General features: G+C 62.6%; 18 protein-coding genes. 8 read left to right on the forward strand and 10 right to left on the reverse strand.

Features of this window, described 5'->3' with window-relative positions; translation table 11 throughout:
- Nucleotides 1–81: 81 nt before the first annotated feature.
- Entirely contained in the window at nt 82–1,326 is a 1,245-nt protein-coding gene (locus NSO95_RS03290) for an ATP-grasp domain-containing protein (RefSeq protein WP_257594726.1), read from the forward strand.
- Between the two features lie 47 nt (nt 1,327–1,373).
- Here the strand turns inward: NSO95_RS03290 and NSO95_RS03295 are convergent, their stop codons facing one another.
- The 7 genes from NSO95_RS03295 to NSO95_RS03325 form a co-directional block, all read right to left on the reverse strand.
- Nucleotides 1,374–2,240 carry a PhzF family phenazine biosynthesis protein gene (locus NSO95_RS03295; protein WP_257594727.1) on the reverse strand — a complete coding sequence of 289 codons (867 nt, stop codon included), beginning with the start codon at nt 2,238–2,240 and terminating at the stop codon, nt 1,374–1,376.
- A gap of 11 nt (nt 2,241–2,251) precedes the next feature.
- A complete protein-coding gene (locus NSO95_RS03300; protein WP_257594744.1) occupies nt 2,252–2,638 on the reverse strand; it encodes a GNAT family N-acetyltransferase in 387 nt (128 codons plus the stop codon).
- The gene (locus NSO95_RS03305; RefSeq protein WP_257594745.1) at nt 2,563–2,826 is read right to left on the reverse strand and encodes a hypothetical protein; all 264 of its coding nucleotides are present in this window, start codon (nt 2,824–2,826) and stop codon (nt 2,563–2,565) included. The genes NSO95_RS03300 and NSO95_RS03305 overlap by 76 nt, the downstream gene beginning before the upstream one ends.
- A 58-nt stretch (nt 2,827–2,884) precedes the next feature.
- Nucleotides 2,885–3,307 carry a GFA family protein gene (locus NSO95_RS03310; protein ID WP_257594728.1) on the reverse strand — a complete coding sequence of 141 codons (423 nt, stop codon included), beginning with the start codon at nt 3,305–3,307 and terminating at the stop codon, nt 2,885–2,887.
- Nucleotides 3,304–4,083: a sterol desaturase family protein gene (locus NSO95_RS03315; protein WP_257594729.1), complete on the reverse strand. Its 780-nt coding sequence runs from the start codon at nt 4,081–4,083 to the stop codon at nt 3,304–3,306. Before NSO95_RS03315 ends, NSO95_RS03310 begins: the two co-directional genes overlap by 4 nt.
- A 527-nt stretch (nt 4,084–4,610) precedes the next feature.
- Complete coding sequence (locus NSO95_RS03320) at nt 4,611–5,897, reverse strand: acyl-CoA dehydrogenase family protein (RefSeq protein WP_257594730.1); 1,287 nt, start codon at nt 5,895–5,897, stop codon at nt 4,611–4,613.
- A gap of 4 nt (nt 5,898–5,901) precedes the next feature.
- The gene (locus NSO95_RS03325; RefSeq protein ID WP_257594731.1) at nt 5,902–7,257 is read right to left on the reverse strand and encodes a phosphotransferase family protein; all 1,356 of its coding nucleotides are present in this window, start codon (nt 7,255–7,257) and stop codon (nt 5,902–5,904) included.
- A 118-nt stretch (nt 7,258–7,375) separates the two neighbouring features.
- Here NSO95_RS03325 and otsB point away from each other — a divergent pair, with 118 nt between their 5' ends.
- The 5 genes from otsB to trxB are packed head-to-tail and all read left to right on the forward strand — an operon-like array spanning nt 7,376 to nt 13,191.
- Nucleotides 7,376–8,119 carry a trehalose-phosphatase gene (gene otsB, locus NSO95_RS03330; protein ID WP_257594732.1) on the forward strand — a complete coding sequence of 248 codons (744 nt, stop codon included), beginning with the start codon at nt 7,376–7,378 and terminating at the stop codon, nt 8,117–8,119.
- Nucleotides 8,104–9,918 (forward strand): glycoside hydrolase family 15 protein, encoded by a 1,815-nt coding sequence (locus tag NSO95_RS03335; protein ID WP_257594733.1) that lies wholly within the window; start codon nt 8,104–8,106, stop codon nt 9,916–9,918. Before otsB ends, NSO95_RS03335 begins: the two co-directional genes overlap by 16 nt.
- Before the next feature lie 11 nt (nt 9,919–9,929).
- Nucleotides 9,930–11,330 (forward strand): alpha,alpha-trehalose-phosphate synthase (UDP-forming), encoded by a 1,401-nt coding sequence (locus NSO95_RS03340; RefSeq protein ID WP_257594734.1) that lies wholly within the window; start codon nt 9,930–9,932, stop codon nt 11,328–11,330.
- 51 nt (nt 11,331–11,381) lie between these two features.
- Nucleotides 11,382–12,173, forward strand: a complete 792-nt coding sequence (locus NSO95_RS03345) for a tyrosine-protein phosphatase (protein WP_257594735.1) — start codon at nt 11,382–11,384, stop codon at nt 12,171–12,173.
- Nucleotides 12,174–12,213: 40 nt separating this feature from the next.
- Nucleotides 12,214–13,191, forward strand: coding sequence for a thioredoxin-disulfide reductase (gene trxB / locus NSO95_RS03350; RefSeq protein WP_257594736.1), 978 nt, complete (start codon nt 12,214–12,216; stop codon nt 13,189–13,191).
- A 168-nt stretch (nt 13,192–13,359) separates the two neighbouring features.
- On the opposite strand, the gene NSO95_RS03355 is transcribed toward trxB, so the two are convergent.
- The 3 genes from NSO95_RS03355 to NSO95_RS03365 all read right to left on the reverse strand — a co-directional run bounded on the left by NSO95_RS03355 (nt 13,360) and on the right by NSO95_RS03365 (nt 15,272).
- Entirely contained in the window at nt 13,360–13,800 is a 441-nt protein-coding gene (locus NSO95_RS03355; RefSeq protein WP_257594737.1) for an MAPEG family protein, read from the reverse strand.
- The gene (locus NSO95_RS03360; protein ID WP_257594738.1) at nt 13,797–14,246 is read right to left on the reverse strand and encodes an MAPEG family protein; all 450 of its coding nucleotides are present in this window, start codon (nt 14,244–14,246) and stop codon (nt 13,797–13,799) included. The genes NSO95_RS03355 and NSO95_RS03360 overlap by 4 nt, the downstream gene beginning before the upstream one ends.
- A 63-nt stretch (nt 14,247–14,309) precedes the next feature.
- On the reverse strand, nt 14,310–15,272 hold the full coding sequence (locus NSO95_RS03365) for a threonine ammonia-lyase (RefSeq protein ID WP_257594739.1): 963 nt from the start codon (nt 15,270–15,272) through the stop codon (nt 14,310–14,312).
- 62 nt (nt 15,273–15,334) lie between these two features.
- Here NSO95_RS03365 and NSO95_RS03370 point away from each other — a divergent pair, with 62 nt between their 5' ends.
- Nucleotides 15,335–16,546, forward strand: a complete 1,212-nt coding sequence (locus NSO95_RS03370) for a saccharopine dehydrogenase family protein (protein WP_257594740.1) — start codon at nt 15,335–15,337, stop codon at nt 16,544–16,546.
- Nucleotides 16,547–16,601: 55 nt separating this feature from the next.
- Nucleotides 16,602–16,991 carry a GxxExxY protein gene (locus NSO95_RS03375; RefSeq protein ID WP_257594741.1) on the forward strand — a complete coding sequence of 130 codons (390 nt, stop codon included), beginning with the start codon at nt 16,602–16,604 and terminating at the stop codon, nt 16,989–16,991.
- Nucleotides 16,992–17,130: the final 139 nt, after the last annotated feature.

The following is a 17,130-nucleotide window of genomic DNA, read 5'->3' on the forward strand; positions in this document are numbered from 1 at the left end:
AGAATATGCGTATTCTATGATTGAGCATGGCCGGGCATGCATTTTTGGGGCCGACGAAGGCCATTTGAAAAAGGGTCGCAAATGTCTCAGTCTGTCGTGATTGTCGAGCCATATTCCAGTGGCGCACTCCTTGCCGAGCGCTTTCGACGATTGGGATATCAATGTATCGCGCTCCACTTGCGACCTCTTAGCGGTACTCTATCCGCTTCCTTCCGGTCGAATGATTTTGTCCGCTCGATTACTTACACGGGTCGCCCTGAAGAACTGTTGCGCGAGTTGGGCGAGTTCGAACTTGCGGCAATCGTTCCAGGTCAGGAGGCTGGTGTCGATCTCGCAAACGCGATGAGCGCGCAGCTCGGATTGGCGCACAACGATCCGGCAATGGCCTTTGCCCGGCGCGATAAATACAATATGCATCAGGCAATCAACGCAGCCGGATTGCGTAATATCGATCAGATCAAGGCGAGCGATTTCAGCGAGGTCGAAAGGTGGCTGACCGCCCGAAGCTCTTGGCCGGTCGTGATCAAGCCGGTCTTATCGGGTGGCACCGATGGTGTGCGGATCTGCGACAATGTGACGCAAGCCCGCGATGCGTTCGAAAGCGAAATCGGCAAGGTAAATTTGCTGGGATTTCGCAACGAGGAGATGCTGGCGCAGGAGCTGGTCGAAGGCGTCGAGTACGCTATCGACACCGTCAGCGGCGGGGGCAGGCACAAGGTCGTCAGTGTCGCGCGCTATGCGAAGGAAAGAGGGGTAAACGGAGGTCCGATCTACCGCAGCATGTGTTTCATTCCACCGCAGGAATGGTGCGAATTCGCGGATCTGATCGAATACAGCTTCGGGGTGCTGGATGCGCTGGGCGTAAAGGTCGGTCCGAGCCACACGGAAGTCTTCGTCGATGATGCGGGTCCGGTCCTTGTCGAGTCCGGAGCGCGATTGTGTGGGGCAATGGTCCCGCGTTATGTCGACGCGATCTCAACGGTGTCGCCGCTCGATCTGGCAATTGCATCATACGTCGATCCGGTGAGATTTGCATCCATGTGCAGTCTGGAATGCCGATACACCGACCATCTCGAAGTCGTCATGCTGAAGAATTTCCAGTCGGGAACGGTGAAGTCCGTACCCGGCAAGGCGGCACTGGAGACGCTCGGCACGGTGCGGGACGTTTTTTGGTATGCGTCACCCGGCGGCCAGGTGAAGCCGACCAACGACCTGCTCTCAAGCCTCGGACTCGTCTTTCTGACGGGTCCGGCCGACCTGGTCGCAAGCGACATGACCAACATTCGGGAGATGGAGGCAGCAGGCTCTCTTATTGCCATCGATTAGCGAGCAATCACTTGTGGGATGGCCCCGGCTCCGGTTACCGCCTGTCCTTAGGCTCGTTCCGCTCCAATGTGCCTGACCGTGCCTTCTATCGCGACACCCTTCAAAAGCATTTCGGGAATCGTAGCGGTGATCGTGCACGCTTGTCCCATATCTTCGCCCTGCACGATTTGGATGACACTTCCCGCCAGCCAACCACACTCCCGCAAATAGCCGCACAGGGCCGCTGCCGCAGCGCCGGTTGCTGGATCTTCATAGACACCGCCGACAGGGAAAAAATTGCGGGCATGGAACCGGTCTTCCTGTTCCATGTGGACAAAGGCGAGCGTCGTGAACCCGTGTTCTCGCGACAATTTGAGCCCTCGTTCGAAAGCATATCCGATCTGGCGCAAGGAGTCGCGGCTGGAGACGAAGACAAAGCTGTGATCCAGGCCAGCCGAGGCAACGGTGGGTTGCAAGCGACTGTCGAGATCGGAGCGCCGTAGACAGAAGATATCCATCATCTCCGACATGACCGACGGAGCCAGCGGACCGACGGTGCAACGGGCAGACGCAAAGCCTGCTCGCCAGTTGCGACCGAGCCTATCGCCGAAGATTTTCAGTCTGGTTCCCGCAGCAGTCTGAATCTGGAAACGTCCGTCTCCGAACCGTTCGGCCAGAACGCCGCCAAGAGCAATTGTCGCATGGCCGCAGAAAGCGACCTCTGCCTTGGGCGCGAAATAACGCACCGCGAAACCATCGACAGAGGGGACCACGAACACGGTTTCCGAATATCCGACATCGGCGGCAATACTTTGCATCTCGGCATCGGAGGGCCAGGCATCGAGCAAGACAACACCGGCAGGATTTCCGCCTGAATTCCCGTCAGCGAACGCTGCCACGCGTTGCACTTCGATCCCGGCTGAGCTCTGGACCATGCTGCGAAGCCTCACTCGTCATCCTTGAGCAGAGCCATCATCAGCAGGTCATGGTAATCTCCGCCCACCCGCATGCCGCGGCGCTTCACGCCTTCTTCGGCGAAACCGTATTTGCGATAGACTTCGATCCCTCTGGCGTGGCGTGTGCTGACCTGGAGCGAGAGCCGTGTCAGCATCGGGTTGCTTCTGAAGAATTCGATCGCCAAGTCCATCAGCTTACGGGAAACACCGGTGCCCCATGCTTCCTTGAGGACCGAGATACGCAGCTCGGCCTGATGTTGCAGACGGGGAAATGTCGAGCTTTCGAGCATACAGATTCCGACTATCCTTTCGCCCTCGACTGCAACGAAGAATGCTTCGTTGGTATTTCGCGCAGTGCGGTGTACCGGGTGGCGCAATTGCCCGTCGCAAGGGCAAAGGACATGGTTCCCTGATAGACTTGGGGAAAGATCGTCAGCAGCAGCGCCTGGTAATCCCTTCTGGTCCACGCTCCGGCCTTGACCGCAGAGATCACATCGTTCCGCGAGAAGTTGGTGATCGCGGTTTGCGCGACTTCCCGAAGCTGGTCGATTTGGGCCGAGTTCATGCAATCTCCCGAGATTTGCCGAAAAATTCATCCATTGTCTTTGCTTGCGTCCGGGCCGTCATTTGTCCGCCCATTCGAGGTGAGACGGCAGGTCGTAAACCTCGAGCCAGGGGGCATCGTGCGACGTCCAGATATGCGCGACCGGGCGCTTGCCCGGATCGTCGTCCAGAGTGGCAACCCGCAGCACCATTTGATCAGAATTGGCCAGGACGGCCACGATCTGCGATCCGCACTGGCCGCAAAACATCCGGCGCTTGCCCGCCGACGATTCGTAGCCGCGCAGCAATTCCTCGCCTGCAGTCCACCGGAAATCCTCCACCCGCACGCGCGCCGTCGTGGTGAACGGGGCTGCGTGGGCTTTGCGACAGGTGACGCAATGGCAATGGCCTATTGGCCCGTCCAGCCGGGCAAGGTCGTACCGAACTCCGCCGCACAGGCAGCTTCCGGCCAATCGGCCGCCATCATCGCCTGCCTCGATCATGCGGTGGTTCCACGTTGCGCCGGTACAGGATGTTCGCGACTGGTGACCTCGCGGAACACCTGTTTGTACTTCGGATGCTCTGTTTTCATCGGGCGATCCCACCAGGTGAAGTAGAGGCCGTAATTGTGCCTGAAATGCCCGCTGTGGTGCAGGTCATGATGGGTGGTGGTGGTGAACTGGTCGAGGATGATGTTGTCGACGGTCCACCTGGGAAGAATTTCCACGCCGGTATGCCCGAGAACGTTGCGAACAAGGGCGAACAGAACGAAGACCTGCACCACCACGGCGGGGGTCGTAACCAGCGCGAACCAGAGCGGAAAGAAGGCCGAATTTACGACGGCTTCCGACAGGTCGAACGAATAGGAAGCGAAGGGAGTGGGGTGAACCGACTTGTGATGGGTCTTGTGGAAATGCCTGAAGACGCCCGGGCGGTGAAACCAGCGGTGGGTCCAGTAAAAATAGGTGTCGTGAACCACGAGCATCAAGGAGAAAATCACCACGCACTCAATGACACCGTAGCTGCCCTTGGTATCGAGATGCATCCATCCCCCGGAAGTCCCTTTGATTACGATGAAGGCGCTCAGGGAGAATATAACCAGGCAGAGAAGCGACTGCACGATTTCGCGCTTGTAGTCCTCGCCTCGTGCAATGCCGGGCCGGATTACTCTTCCCTCCATTCGGCTTCGTCTGATCGCAAGCGCTAACAACCAAGCCGCGCCCGCAAACACGAAATACAAGACCGTTCGCCCCTCGAATATCAGAAGAAACTCTTCCAAAAGCCGGTCCCGCCCAAAATTGATCCGAAATGCAGCGTAGCGAGGACTATTCATGGTGACAAGGTGGATTCCCGTTGATCTGAAATAGGCAGAGGGAATTACTGATCTGGCCGCTCGCAGTGCGAATTCGCACCCGTCCGTGACAATAGCGGATACCAGCAGTCTCATCGACAAAAATTGCGCTTACGCACTTTAGTGGCAGGAAGTGTAGGTTGTTCTCTTAAAGATTCATCGATTTATGCTATATTTTTGTCCACTGACCCGGCTCAAAACAGCCCTGTGCTCCAAAGCGTCAAATGAACAGCGCCAGGCAAGAACAGGTCGGTCCCGTAGCTCACACTGCACGGATGAAGACCGCGAGCTCTCTGTGCTGCCGTCTGGAGCGACGGCAAGAGGATCGCGCAGTTCGATCGACTTGCCAGACCTAGGCATTTCCATAGGGTGCCAGATGATCGTCGACGACCGTCGGGCGTCAAACGACCATGGGCCGGTTCTAGCGAGACGGCATGAATGCGTAGTCCTCAACCCTACCCGTACTTCCCGCGCTTCGGCCCTAGATAGCCGAACAGATAGGCACCGACCTTGCGCATCTGGATCTCTTCCGCACCCTCGGTGATCCGGTAGCGGCGGTGGTGGCGATAGATGTGCTCGAACGGTTTGTGCCGCGAATAGCCGATCCCGCCGTGCACCTGCATCGCCCGGTCGGCCGCTTGGCACACCAGCCGGTTGGCCCAGTAGTTGCACATGCTGACCTTGTCGGAGATAGTCTTCTCGATCTCCTCGTGCGGCATGTTGTCCATTTCCCACGCGGTCTTGTAGATCAGCAGGCGGAGCATCTCGCACTGGGTGGCGAGCTCGACCAGCGGGAACTGGATCGCCTGGTTGCGCGCCAGCTCTTCGCCGAACGGCTTGCGTTCCCGCGCATAGCGCACGCTTTCCTCCACGCAGTAGCTTGCCGCGCCGAGCGAGCTCGCCGCTTGGCGGATACGGTTCTGGTGGACGAAGCTTTGCGCCAGCGCGAGGCCACGCCCCTCGGTGCCGAGGATCGCGCTGTCGGGCACCCAGACATTGTTGACGCTGAGGCGCGGGTGGTCGGTCGGCATGTTGAAGGTCCACATCCATTCCTCGATCTTGAGGCCGGGGGTGGGGTTGGGGACGAGGAAGCAGGTGATCCCGCTGGCGTCGCCGTCCTTACCGCCGGTGCGGGCGAACATCGCGCAGTGGGTCGCGACATGCATGCCGGTGATCCACATTTTCTCGCCATCGATCCGCCAGCCCTCGACCCCGTCGCGGGTCTCGCGCACCGCCTTGGTTTCCATGAAGGTCGCGTCGGAGCCGTGATGCGGTTCGGTCAGCCCGAATGCGACGCGGCGGGTGCCTTCGAAGCCGCCGAGGATGAATTCCTGCTTCTGCTCCTCGGTGCCGAAGGTCTCGAACATGGCGACGAAGGGAAAATTGCCGACGATGCTGTGCTCGTTCTGCAGATCGTTGTGCAGCCCCAGCCCGCGTGCGGCAAAGCGGTCGCGGATCACCGCCATCCACAGGTTGGAGCCGTCCTTGCCGCCATATTTCTTCGGCGCGGAGAAGCGCCAGTGCCCGGCTGCGTCCGCCAGCTTGCGCGACTGGCGCAGCAGGTCCTCCCAATCGTGGCGCGGCAGGCCGCCGTTCTCGAAATCGGTCCGCGCATATTCGCGTCGGTGGTCGAAGAAGCGGATGTTGTCGTCCGCCTGCTCGAGCGGGATGATTGTGTCCTCGATGAAGGCGACCAGCTCGGCGTAGTAGTCTTCCAGGTCCTGCGGGATGGTGAAATCCATGCGGCTATTCCTCTTCTTCCATCGGCCACTGGGCCAAAGCCGCCTGAAGGGACGGATATTTCGGTGAATCTTCGCGCAACTTCGACCACACACCTCTTCGGCATTCGGCGAGAAAACCTGGAGTCCTGAGGTTCATTTCCCCGCGAAGAACCTTCAGCGCGGCAGAACGATCATCGTGGATTGTGAAATGACGATGTTCCCGCTCCACAATGCCCAAGGCGTTTCGGGCCACCGCAAGCTGGAAACGGTCATGACCCTCCAACTTGTGCTTTATTGAGCTCAGCCATTCCGAAACCGCTATCACAATCTCGTCCATCTGCGCCTCACCGTGGAGAGCGGGATTCATCTCCATCGGATCATCGATGGCCCTGTTCCGTTCAGCTTCTGGCGCATCCTCCTCCAGCAGCAGCAACAGGTCGAGTTCCTGCTCGCTGGTCCGGCGCGAGATCACCACCCGTTCCAGCATCCGGTCCTCGCCGCGTCGCCAGAAGTCGGCCATGCGGAGGCAACCCAGCGCCCACCACACCGTGCGGTAAACCGACCAGAAGCGGAACCGCGCCGGATCGACCGTGCGCCCGCTCTCGGCCTCGTAAACGGCGAAGTAGTCTTCCAGCGAACCCAGCCCGAGCGCGGGTCGGTCATACCGCGCGAAGCGCCACACCGGCATGCAGCCGAAGGCGAGGTCCTCGTGCGGGTCACCGAAATGCGCCAGCTCCCAGTCGAGCACGCCGGTCAGGTGGCTGTCCTCGCACAGGATATTGCCGAGGCGATAGTCGCCATGGCCGAGCACCGACTCGACCCGGTCGGGCACATGGTCCATCAACCAGCGCAGCCCGAGCGCGATCATCGGGCGGTCGCCGCCCGCCTCCTCGAACTGCTGCCGAAGGTTCTCGATGCCGTCGCGGTAATCGAGTTCGGGAATTTCCGGCGGCACATCCTCGCGCCCGAGCGAATGGATGCGGGCAAGGTCGCGAGCGACCTCGGCCAGAATGCGATCGGGCTGCTCCATTGCCAGGATCGCCTTCGGATCGGGCGTGCCGGGCAGGGCGCGCATCACGAAGCCGCTGCCGATGCCGTCGCTGTCTTCCAGCACGGTGACCACTTCGGGCGCGGTCACACCGGCGCCATGCGCCGCGCGGATGACTGCCGCTTCGGTGGCATGGCCGAAAGGTCGCCCTTCCATGAAGGCGAGGCTCGGCGCGCGCCGCAGGACGTAGTCTTCGCCCCCAGCCGTAAACCGCCAGCTTTCCATCGTCGCGCCGCCGGTCAGCCGGTGCAGCGCGGATGGCTCGCCCACGCCCGCGCGCGCCATGGCCCGTACCAGCCCCTCGCGCAAATCGTCCTGCGTCATCTCTCCCATCGGCCCTGTGTTGCAGCCGCGCGGGGGCGGCACAAGCAGGCAATTGCACCCGCGACATACGTTTTCATCGCCTCCGCCCTTTGACCCCGGTCCTTCGGCTGCGTAGTCCTGCGCTTCGATGGACAATCCGCGCGACCTTCCTCCACCGCCCCCAATCGATACGCTCGGTGCCAAGGGGCCGATTGCGCTGTTCCTCGACTTCGACGGGACGCTGGTGCCCATCGCGCCAACGCCCGACAGGATTGCGGTCCCGCCCGATCTTGCGAAGCGACTGGAAGAGCTCTCCGCCCGGCTCGACCACCGGATGGCGGTGGTCAGCGGGCGTTCCCCGGCCAATCTTGCCGAGCATCTCGGCCCGCTCGCGGTTGCGGTGGCCGGGTCCCACGGGGCCGCACGGCGCAAGCGCGACGGCAGCACCTTCGGCCCCGATGCGGAGCGCCTGCCGGACGCTGCGATTGGGGCAATCGAACGTACGGCAGACCGCGCAGGCGCATTGCTCGAACGCAAGGCCCACGGGCTGGCCTTGCACTACCGCTCGGCACCCGAGAAGGAAGATGCGGTGGTCGAAGCGGCGCAAGCGCTCGCGGCCGAGCATGGCCTCGCGCTCAAGCGCGGCAAATGCGTCGTCGAATTCGTCTTGCCGGGGGCGGACAAGGGCCGGGCGGTCGAGGCTTTCATGGCCGAACCGGAATTCGCCGGAGCGATGCCCGTCTTCGTCGGCGACGACGTGACCGACGAGGACGGATTTTGCGCTGCAGCAAAAAATGGCGGCTTCGGTGTTGCGGTGGGCGAGCGCCCCAGCGATAGTGCCCTCTACCACCTCCCTGCCGTATCGGATGTCCATGCATGGCTGAAGCTTTGACAACCCCGCAACCCGATCTCGAGCTGTGGCCGATCGGCAATTGCCAGGTCAGCGGGCTGATCGACGAGGCTGCGGGGCTGGTGTGGGGCTGCGTGCCGCGGGTCGATGGCGATCCGGTGTTCTGCGCGCTCCTCAACGGCGGGCAGCAGCAGGTGGGAGTCTGGCGGTTTGCGATCGAAGGGCAGGTCTCCGCCACCCAGCACTACGAGCGCAACACGCCGATCCTTGTCACCCGGCTCGAGGCGGAAGACGGCAGCGCGGTCGAGATCCGCGACTTCTGCCCCCGTTTCGAGCGATCGGGGAGGATGCATCGCCCCGTCGCCTATGTCCGCATCGTTCGTCCGGTTGCCGGCACGCCCCGGCTAAAGATTACACTGCGCCCAATGAAGGGGTACGGCGCGCAACTGGCCGAAACGACCAACGGTACCAACCACGTGCGCTATCTGGTCGGCCCGCAGGCGATGCGGCTGACCACCGATGCGCCGGTGGGCTACCTGCTCGAAGGGCGCAGTTACCGGGTCGAAAGCGACCAGCATTTCTTCCTCGGCCCGGACGAGCCGTTTACCGGGAATGTCCGTTCCGAAGTGCGGACGATGGAGGCGCAGACCTCGCGCTACTGGAAGCACTGGGTGCGCGGGCTGCATATTCCCTTCGAATGGCAGGAAGAGGTGATCCGCTGCGCGATCACCCTCAAGCTGTGCCAGCACGAGGAAACCGGCGCGATCGTTGCCGCGCTGACCACCTCGATCCCCGAGGCGCCGGGCAGCGAGCGCAACTGGGACTATCGCTACTGCTGGATCCGCGATTCCTACTACACGGTGCAGGCGTTGAACCGGCTCGGCGCGCTCGACGTGCTGGAGAAATACCTCGCCTATCTGCGCAACATCGTCGACGCGGCGCAGGGCGGGCAGATCCAGCCGCTCTATTCGGTGATGGGGGTGGGGGAACTGAACGAGACCACCGCCGCGCATCTCGCGGGCTATCGCGGGATGGGGCCGGTGCGGGTGGGCAATGCCGCCTACCAGCAGGTGCAGCACGATTGCTACGGCCAGATCGTCTTGCCGACGGCGCAGGGCTTCCTCGACCAGCGTCTGCTGCGCATGGCCGACGAGCATGATTTCGCAGCGCTCGAAGCGGTCGGCGAGATGGCGTGGAAGATGCACGACCAGCCCGATGCCGGGCTGTGGGAATTTCGCACCCGGCAGGAAGTGCACACCTATTCGGCGGTGATGTGCTGGGCCGCGTGTGACCGGTTGGCCAATGTCGCAAAGCAAATCGGCAAGCCCGACCGGGCGGATTTCTGGTCCGGCCGCGCGGCGCAGATCGCGGCGAAGATCGAGCAGGAAGCCTGGGTGCCGGACGATGCCGGGGGCGGGCATTATGGCGCAAGCTTCCAGAGCGACTACCTCGATGCCAGCCTGCTCCAGATGGTCGAATTGCGGTTCCTCGCGCCTGACAACCCGCGCTTCCAGGCGACCTTCGCGGCGATCGAAAAGGAACTGCGGCGCGGCGAGCACATGCTGCGCTATGCCAGCGAAGACGATTTCGGCCTGCCCGAAACCGCGTTCAACGTCTGCACCTTCTGGTTGATCGAGGCGCTGCACCTTGCGGGTCGTGATGGCGAGGCGCGCAAGCTGTTCGAGACCATGCTCGGTCATTCGACCCAATCCGGCCTGCTGTCGGAGGATCTCGACTTCGAAACCGGTGAGCTGTGGGGGAACTTCCCCCAAACCTATTCGCTGGTAGGGGTAATCAACGGGGCTGGCCTGTTGTCGAAACCGTGGAGCGAAATCCGCTAGGGGAATTACCCATGAGCCGCCTGGTCATCATCTCGAACCGTGTCGCTGTGCCCAAGGCCCGCGGCGCGGCGGGTGCGCAGGGCGGGCTGGCGGGAGCGCTCAATTCGGCGCTCAAGAAGCATGGTGGGATCTGGTTCGGCTGGTCGGGCAGCGAGGTCGAGGAATACACCGGCCAGATTGATATCCAGCGCGCCGAGGGGGTCACGATCGCGACGATCGATCTCGCGAGGCAGGATGTCGATGAGTATTACAACGGCTACGCCAATTCGACGCTGTGGCCGCTGTTCCATTACCGCATCGACCTGACCGAATTCGAGAACGAGTTCGGCAAGGGCTACGAACGCGTCAATGAGCAGTTTGCCGAGGCGGTTTCGCCGCTGATCGAAGCCGATGATCTCGTCTGGGTCCACGATTACCACTTGCTGCCGCTGGGTGAGCGGCTGCGTTCGCGCGGGCTGGAAAACCGGATCGGCTTTTTCCTCCACACCCCTTGGCCGCCGACCCGGCTGTTCGTCTCGCTGCCCTACCACGAGCGGCTGGTGCGCACGATGCTGGAGTACGACTTGATCGGCTTCCAGACCGACCCCTGGCTCGACAGCTTCCTCCACTATTGCCGCAAGGAACTGGGCGCCGAGGTCGACGAGGAGACCGGGCGCATCGAATTCGAAGGTCGGACCACCTTCGCGCGCGCCTATCCGATCGGGATCGATTGGGATCATCTCCAGGCGCAGATCAACACCGGCGAGGCGCGGCAGGCCGGGCAGCGGTTGCTCGCCAGCACCCGGCACCGCACCGCGATGATCGGGGTCGACCGGCTCGATTATTCGAAGGGCCTGCCCGAACGGATCGACGGCATCGGCCGCTTCTTCGACCAGAATCCGGAGCGGGTGAGAGACCTGGTCTATATCCAGATCGCCCCGCCGAGCCGGGAGGATGTCGAGAGCTACCAGAAGATCCGCGCCGAACTCGAGCAGAAAACCGGCGCGATCAACGGTGCGCGGTCGGAAGTCGATATCGTCCCGATCCGCTATGTGAACCGCGGGCATTCGCTGGCAGAGCTGTGCGGTTTCTACCGCGCGGCGAAGATCGGGCTGGTAACGCCCTTGCGCGACGGGATGAACCTCGTCGCCAAGGAATATGTCGCCGCGCAGGATCCCGACGATCCGGGGGTCCTGATCCTGTCGCGTTTCGCCGGCGCGGCAGAACAGCTCGATTGCGATGGGGAAGGGGCGGTGTTGGTCAATCCGCACAGCCGCGACGACCTCGCGCACGCGATCAGGACCGCGCTCGATATGCCGCTCGACGAGCGCAAGCGGCGCTACGAGGCGATGGTGAAAACTGTGCGGGACGACAACGTCCAGCAATGGACCGAGCGCTTCACCGCCGACCTCGCGTCGATCGAGACGCGCTGATCCGAGGCTTCCGGACTTGTGCGCGGTAGCGCCGGCTGGCAAGCGCGCTGCATGACGACAGACCGAATCCTCCCGCTTGAAGGCGTGCACAACTTCCGCGACTACGGCGGCTATGCGGTGTCCGGTGGAGGCCGGGTAAAGCGCGGCGTGCTGTGGCGCTCCGGCCAGCATGTCGATGCGAGCGATGCCGATTTGGCGCGGATCGCCGCGCTCGGCCTGCGGCACGTGATCGACTTTCGCGGGCGCAGCGAGCGGACCAGTTACCCCTGCCGCCGGTCGGCGGACTTCGGAGCCGAGGTGCTGTTCTTCGACGGCGAGACCGCCGCGCTCGCGCCGCATGTCGAGGCGGCGGAGGGCGCGCTCGATGTCGAGACAGCGCACGGCAAGATGGAAGCGCTCTACGCCCGCCTGCCGCATCGCGAACCGGTGCTGTACGTCATGCGGCTCTATTTCGATGCGCTAGCCAGGGGGCCGGAAGAGGGCGGCGGCGCGAGCCTCGTCCATTGCCTGGCGGGCAAGGACCGCACCGGCATGGCGGTCGCATTGCTGCACCATGCATTGGGCGTCCACCCGGATGATGCGATGGAAGATTTCCTGCTCACCAACACCGCCGGCAATATCGACGCGCGGGTCGCGGCTGGCGCGGTGGCGGTGCGGGCGAAATGGGGCGATATCTCCGACGACACCATCCGCGTGCTGATGGGGGTCGACGAACGCTATCTCGCCGCCATGCGCAAAGCTGTGGAAGCGCAATACGGCTCCCTCGACGCGTTCCTGAAAGACGTGCTTGGGGTCGACGAAGAGAAGCGCGCGGCGCTGCGCTTGCACCTCGTCGAGGCATAACCACATCGGGCGTCCGGCCCGCAGTTCGAAGGCAATTTCCATGGCGACCCATCGTACCAAGATGCTGATCATCGGCTCCGGCCCGGCGGGTTATTCCGCCGCGATTTATGGCGCGCGCGCGATGATGGAGCCGATCGTGGTGCAGGGCCTCCAGCCCGGCGGGCAGCTGACCATCACCACCGATGTCGAGAACTATCCCGGCTTTGCCGACGTGGTGCAGGGCCCGTGGCTGATGGAGCAGATGCAGCAACAGGCCGAGCATGTCGGCACGCGGATGATGTGGGACACCATCGTCTCGGTCGATCTCGACGGCGGCAGCCCGTTCCGCGCGGTGGGTGACAGCGGCGACGAGTACTTCGGCGACGTGCTGGTGATCGCAACCGGCGCGCAGGCCAAATGGCTCGGCGCACCGGGCGAGCAGGAACTGGGCGGCAAGGGCGTCTCCGCCTGTGCGACCTGCGACGGGTTCTTCTATCGCGGCAAGAAGGTCGCGGTGATCGGCGGCGGCAACACCGCAGTCGAGGAAGCGCTCTACCTGACCAACCATTCGCAGGATGTGACGCTGGTCCACCGCCGCGACAGCCTGCGCGCGGAGAAGATTTTGCAGGAGCGACTGCTCAAGCACCCGAACATCACAGTGCTGTGGAACAAGGCAGTATCAAGCTTCGAAGGCGATCCGATGGGCGCGGGGCTGACGCATCTGGCGCTGACCGACACGGTGACCGGCGAGGCGAGCACACTGGAGGTTGACGGGGCCTTCGTCGCGATCGGCCATGCGCCTGCGACCGAGCTGTTCAAGGGCAAGCTGCCGATGGACGATGCGGGCTACCTGCTGGTCGAACCGGGCACGCCCAAGACCGTGGTCCCCGGCGTGTTTGCGGCAGGCGATGTGACCGACCACGTCTATCGCCAGGCGGTGACCGCGGCGGGCATGGGCTGCATGGCCGCGCTCGACGGCGAGCGGTTTCTGGCCAACCTTGCGCTGGATCTCGACGGACACGCACACGCGGCGGAGTAGGCCTGCGTCCTTCGAGACACCTCAGCCTGCGGCTTCGGCTCCTCAGGATGAGCGGGGATTGCTAAACCTTCGATCCCGAGGAGTAAATTCTCACAAGCCGGTCCATCCTCCACTCCCGCTCATCCTGAGGAGCGAGGATGCAATCCGAGCGTCTCGAAGGACCAATCGCTACCCGTGCAGATCGAACACCGTGATGCTCGCGTGCAGGATCAGCGCCATCAGCACCAGGCTCGACAGCGCGAACAGCACGAAACGCACCAGCACGCGGTTGGACGTCGTCTGCACCAGCGAATGCGCTACCCGCAGCCCGACATAGATCCACGCCAGCAGCGCGTTCATCCCGTCGCCTTGGCCGATGACGGCGAGGGTGATGGCAATGGCGTAGAACACCGTCGGCGCTTCGTGCAGGTGGTTGTAATTGTCCGCCTTCCAACTGACGGATTCGGGCAATTGCTCGCGCAGGCTGGCACCGGTCGAACCGACCATTTTCGCCGCATCGATCTTCGCCCGCGACATCGCCGGAATGCGGGTGGCGTACATCCACACCCACATCACCATGGTCCAGATCGCCAGCGCGACGACCGGCTGGAGGATTTCGGCCCGGATCATACCAGCACCGCCGTCGGGTCGGCGAACAGGGTCGCCATCACCGCGCGCACCGCGAGCACCAGCAGGCACAGTGTCGAGATCATGAAGATCAGGAACCGTACGCCGACCACATTGACCGTCGCCTGATAGACCGAGTGGACGATGCGCAGAGCGACATAGGCCCACGCCAGCACCACGTCGATCTGGCCCGCGCCCATCAGCGCGAGAATCACCACGGTGGGGTAGAAGATCGTCGGCTGCTCCATCAGGTGAGCGTAATTGTGCGCCTTCCAGTTGATCTTGTCGGGCAGCACGCCTTCCAAATCGACCCCGCGCCCGCCGGGCTTGGCGTTCTTGATGCCGCCGGACTTGCTGATCGCCGGGAGCCGGGTTGCAGCAACCCACATCAGCATGATCAGCGACCACAGCACCAGCACCGCAGCCGGTGCCAGGATTTGAGCTTGCATGAACTTCCCTCCCTCAAATTTCGGCACGAGAGTGCGGCGCGCCAGTTAGATTGTCAATTGCAACTAATCGCGATCGGCGATCGTCGTCGCAAAGCTCGCCGCATCGGTGTTGCCGCCGGTCAGCATGATCACGGTGTGTTCGTCGAGCGTCACCTTGCCCGCCAGCGCGGCGGCGAGCGCGGCGGCGCCGCCCGGTTCGACCACCAGTCGCAATCTGGCGAAGGCAAAGCGCTGCGCCGCGCGGACTTCGTCATCGGTCACGCTGACACCGGGGTCGGCGCGCCCTTGCAGTACAGAGAGGTTGATCGCTTTGGTCGCGGTAGGCTGGAGCGCGTCGCAGATCGTCTTCGGGGCATTGTCCGCCGCAGCCACGATTGCTCCCGCCGCGAGCGACTGCCCCACCATATCCCACCCGACCGGCTCGACCGGAACGATGGCGCTGTCGGGGCAAGCAAGGGCGAGGCCCGCCGCCAGCCCGCCACCGCCGCAGCAGGCGAGGATGCGGCTGGGCTGCCGACCGAGCTGCTGCGTGATCTCGATCCCGGCGCTGCCTTGCCCCTCGATCACCCACGGATCGCCGAACGCATGGATCAGTGTGCCGCCGCGCTCGGCGATGAGACTTGCCGCAACCGCGTCGCGGTCTTCGCCCGGTCTCCGGTAAAGTACCACTTCCGCGCCGAGTGCCTTTGTCGCGTCGAGCTTCACCTGCGGCGCGTCGTGCGGCATCACGATGGTCGCGGCGATCCGCAGCCGCTTCGCCGCCCAGGCCACGCCCTGCGCGTGATTGCCGCTCGATACCGCGACCACACCCAGCGCCTTCTCCTCGTCGGACAGCGCGGAGAGCCGGTGCCATGCTCCGCGGATCTTGAACGCGCCGATGGGTTGCAGCACTTCGGCCTTGGCCCAGCAACGCACACCGCCGATCTCGACCGGCAGCAGCGGGGTGGGGGGCAGGATGCTGGCGACCTTGCCAGCGGCTTCCATCACCCCTTCGCGGGTCGGCATACGCATATCGTCTCGGATCATTTGGCGGCTCTAGCGCATTTCGCTAGGGGGACGGCAAGATTCGCATTCGGAGATCACCCAACATGTCGACAGTTCTCGTAATCGGTGCCGGCGGCGTCAGCTCGGTCTGCGTCCACAAGATGGCGTTCAATCCGGACATCTTCTCCAGCATCCACCTCGCCAGCCGCACCAAGAGCAAATGCGATGCGATCGCCGCCAGCGTGAAGGAACGCTGCGGGGTCGATGTGGCGACCTACGAGATCGACGCCGAGGAAGTCCCGGCGATGGTAAACCTGATCCGCAAGGTCCAGCCCAGCCTGGTGGTCAACCTCGCGCTGCCGTATCAGGATCTGCCGATCATGGACGCCTGCCTCGAAGCAGGGGTCAGCTATCTCGACACCGCCAATTACGAACCGAAGGACGAGGCGAAGTTCGAATACCACTGGCAATGGGCCTATCACGACCGCTTCAAGCAGGCGGGCATCATGGCGCTGCTCGGCTCGGGCTTCGATCCGGGCGTCACCAGCGTCTTCACCATGTGGCTCAAGAAGCACAAGCTCAAGACCATCCGCACGCTCGACATTCTCGACTGCAACGGCGGCGACCACGGCCAGCATTTCGCCACCAACTTCAACCCGGAAATCAACATCCGCGAAGTGACCGCGCCGGCGCGGCACTGGGAAAACGGCGAATTCGTCGAGACCCCGGCGATGGCACACAAGGTCGAGTTCGACTTCGAAGCCGTCGGCCCCAAGAACATGTACATGATGTACCATGAGGAGCTGGAGAGCCTCGCGAAGTTCAATCCGGAAATGGAGCGCGCGCGCTTCTGGATGACCTTTGGCGATGCCTATATCACCCACCTCACCGTGCTGCAGAATGTCGGCATGACCAGCATCGAGCCGATCAAGTACAAGGGGGTGGAGATCATCCCGCTCCAGTTCCTCGCCGCCGTGCTCCCCAAGCCGGAAACCCTGGGCGAGACGACCAAGGGCAACACCAACATCGGCTGCATCGCGACCGGCGAAGCGCTGGATGGTTCGGGTGAGAAGACGTTCTATATCAAGAACATCTGTTCGCACGAGGCGGCTTACGAGGAAACCGGCAACCAGGCCGTCAGCTACACCACCGGCGTGCCCGCGATGATCGGCAGCGCGATGATGGTGCAGGGCATCTGGAGCGGTGAGGGCGTGTTCAACATGGAAGAAATGGATCCCGATCCCTTCATGGACATGCTCAACCAGCACGGGTTGCCGTGGACGGTCGAGGAGTTGGACGGGCCGGTGGAGTTTTGAGCCTTTTTGGTTCACGCAGAGACGCAGAGAAAAAAGTGGAGACGCGGAGGGAGACTTGATTCCGATCGACGATCTCAGTTCGACAGTGATCGAAGAAGCCATCGCGATTCACCGGGAGTTCGGACCTGGCCTTTTCGAGTCCGTTTATGAATCGGTTCTAAGCGGTCGATTGCGCAAGCGCGGACTGAAGGTTGACCGGCAGGTTCAGGTGAAGGCCGTCTTCGACGGCGAACTGTACGACCCTGCTTTCAAGATCGACATGCTCATCGACGACCGACTCGTCCTCGAGATCAAGGCGGTCGAGCTGCTGAGCAAAGCTCATGCAAAGCAGCTGCTAACGTACCTGCGCCTTCTCAAACAGCCCGTAGGGCTGCTACTCAATTTCTCGGAGGCAACCATGAAGGACGGCATCCGGAGGGTCGTTAACGACTACAAGCCAGACTGAACCTCTGCGTCTCTCCTTTCTTCTCCGCGTCTCTGTGAATAGCCCCTAGATTTGTGGACGCTTTCTTTCCTAATTTTGAGGACAGGAGGCGACGATGGGTAAGGCTAATTTCAGCGACGAGTTCAAGCGCGATGCGGTG

It is taken from the genome of Parerythrobacter lacustris (assembly GCF_024626475.1).
GTDB classification, from domain to species: Bacteria; Pseudomonadota; Alphaproteobacteria; order Sphingomonadales; family Sphingomonadaceae; genus Parerythrobacter_A; species Parerythrobacter_A lacustris.

Excerpts from the sequence above, each read along its gene's own strand:
- NSO95_RS03340 (WP_257594734.1), top strand. The coding sequence starts at position 9,930 with ATGAGCCGCCTGGTCATCATCTCGAACCGTGTCGCTGTGCCCAAGGCC.
- NSO95_RS03335 (WP_257594733.1), top strand. The coding sequence starts at position 8,104 with ATGGCTGAAGCTTTGACAACCCCGCAACCCGATCTCGAGCTGTGGCCG.
- NSO95_RS03305 (WP_257594745.1), bottom strand. The coding sequence starts at position 2,826 with ATGAACTCGGCCCAAATCGACCAGCTTCGGGAAGTCGCGCAAACCGCG.
- NSO95_RS03310 (WP_257594728.1), bottom strand. The coding sequence starts at position 3,307 with ATGATCGAGGCAGGCGATGATGGCGGCCGATTGGCCGGAAGCTGCCTG.
- NSO95_RS03360 (WP_257594738.1), bottom strand. The coding sequence starts at position 14,246 with ATGCAAGCTCAAATCCTGGCACCGGCTGCGGTGCTGGTGCTGTGGTCG.
- NSO95_RS03320 (WP_257594730.1), bottom strand. The coding sequence starts at position 5,897 with ATGGATTTCACCATCCCGCAGGACCTGGAAGACTACTACGCCGAGCTG.
- NSO95_RS03370 (WP_257594740.1), top strand. The coding sequence starts at position 15,335 with ATGTCGACAGTTCTCGTAATCGGTGCCGGCGGCGTCAGCTCGGTCTGC.
- NSO95_RS03345 (WP_257594735.1), top strand. The coding sequence starts at position 11,382 with ATGACGACAGACCGAATCCTCCCGCTTGAAGGCGTGCACAACTTCCGC.
- NSO95_RS03295 (WP_257594727.1), bottom strand. The coding sequence starts at position 2,240 with ATGGTCCAGAGCTCAGCCGGGATCGAAGTGCAACGCGTGGCAGCGTTC.
- NSO95_RS03365 (WP_257594739.1), bottom strand. The coding sequence starts at position 15,272 with ATGATCCGAGACGATATGCGTATGCCGACCCGCGAAGGGGTGATGGAA.
- otsB (WP_257594732.1), top strand. The coding sequence starts at position 7,376 with ATGGACAATCCGCGCGACCTTCCTCCACCGCCCCCAATCGATACGCTC.
- NSO95_RS03290 (WP_257594726.1), top strand. The coding sequence starts at position 82 with ATGTCTCAGTCTGTCGTGATTGTCGAGCCATATTCCAGTGGCGCACTC.
- trxB (WP_257594736.1), top strand. The coding sequence starts at position 12,214 with ATGGCGACCCATCGTACCAAGATGCTGATCATCGGCTCCGGCCCGGCG.
- NSO95_RS03325 (WP_257594731.1), bottom strand. The coding sequence starts at position 7,257 with ATGGGAGAGATGACGCAGGACGATTTGCGCGAGGGGCTGGTACGGGCC.
- NSO95_RS03355 (WP_257594737.1), bottom strand. The coding sequence starts at position 13,800 with ATGATCCGGGCCGAAATCCTCCAGCCGGTCGTCGCGCTGGCGATCTGG.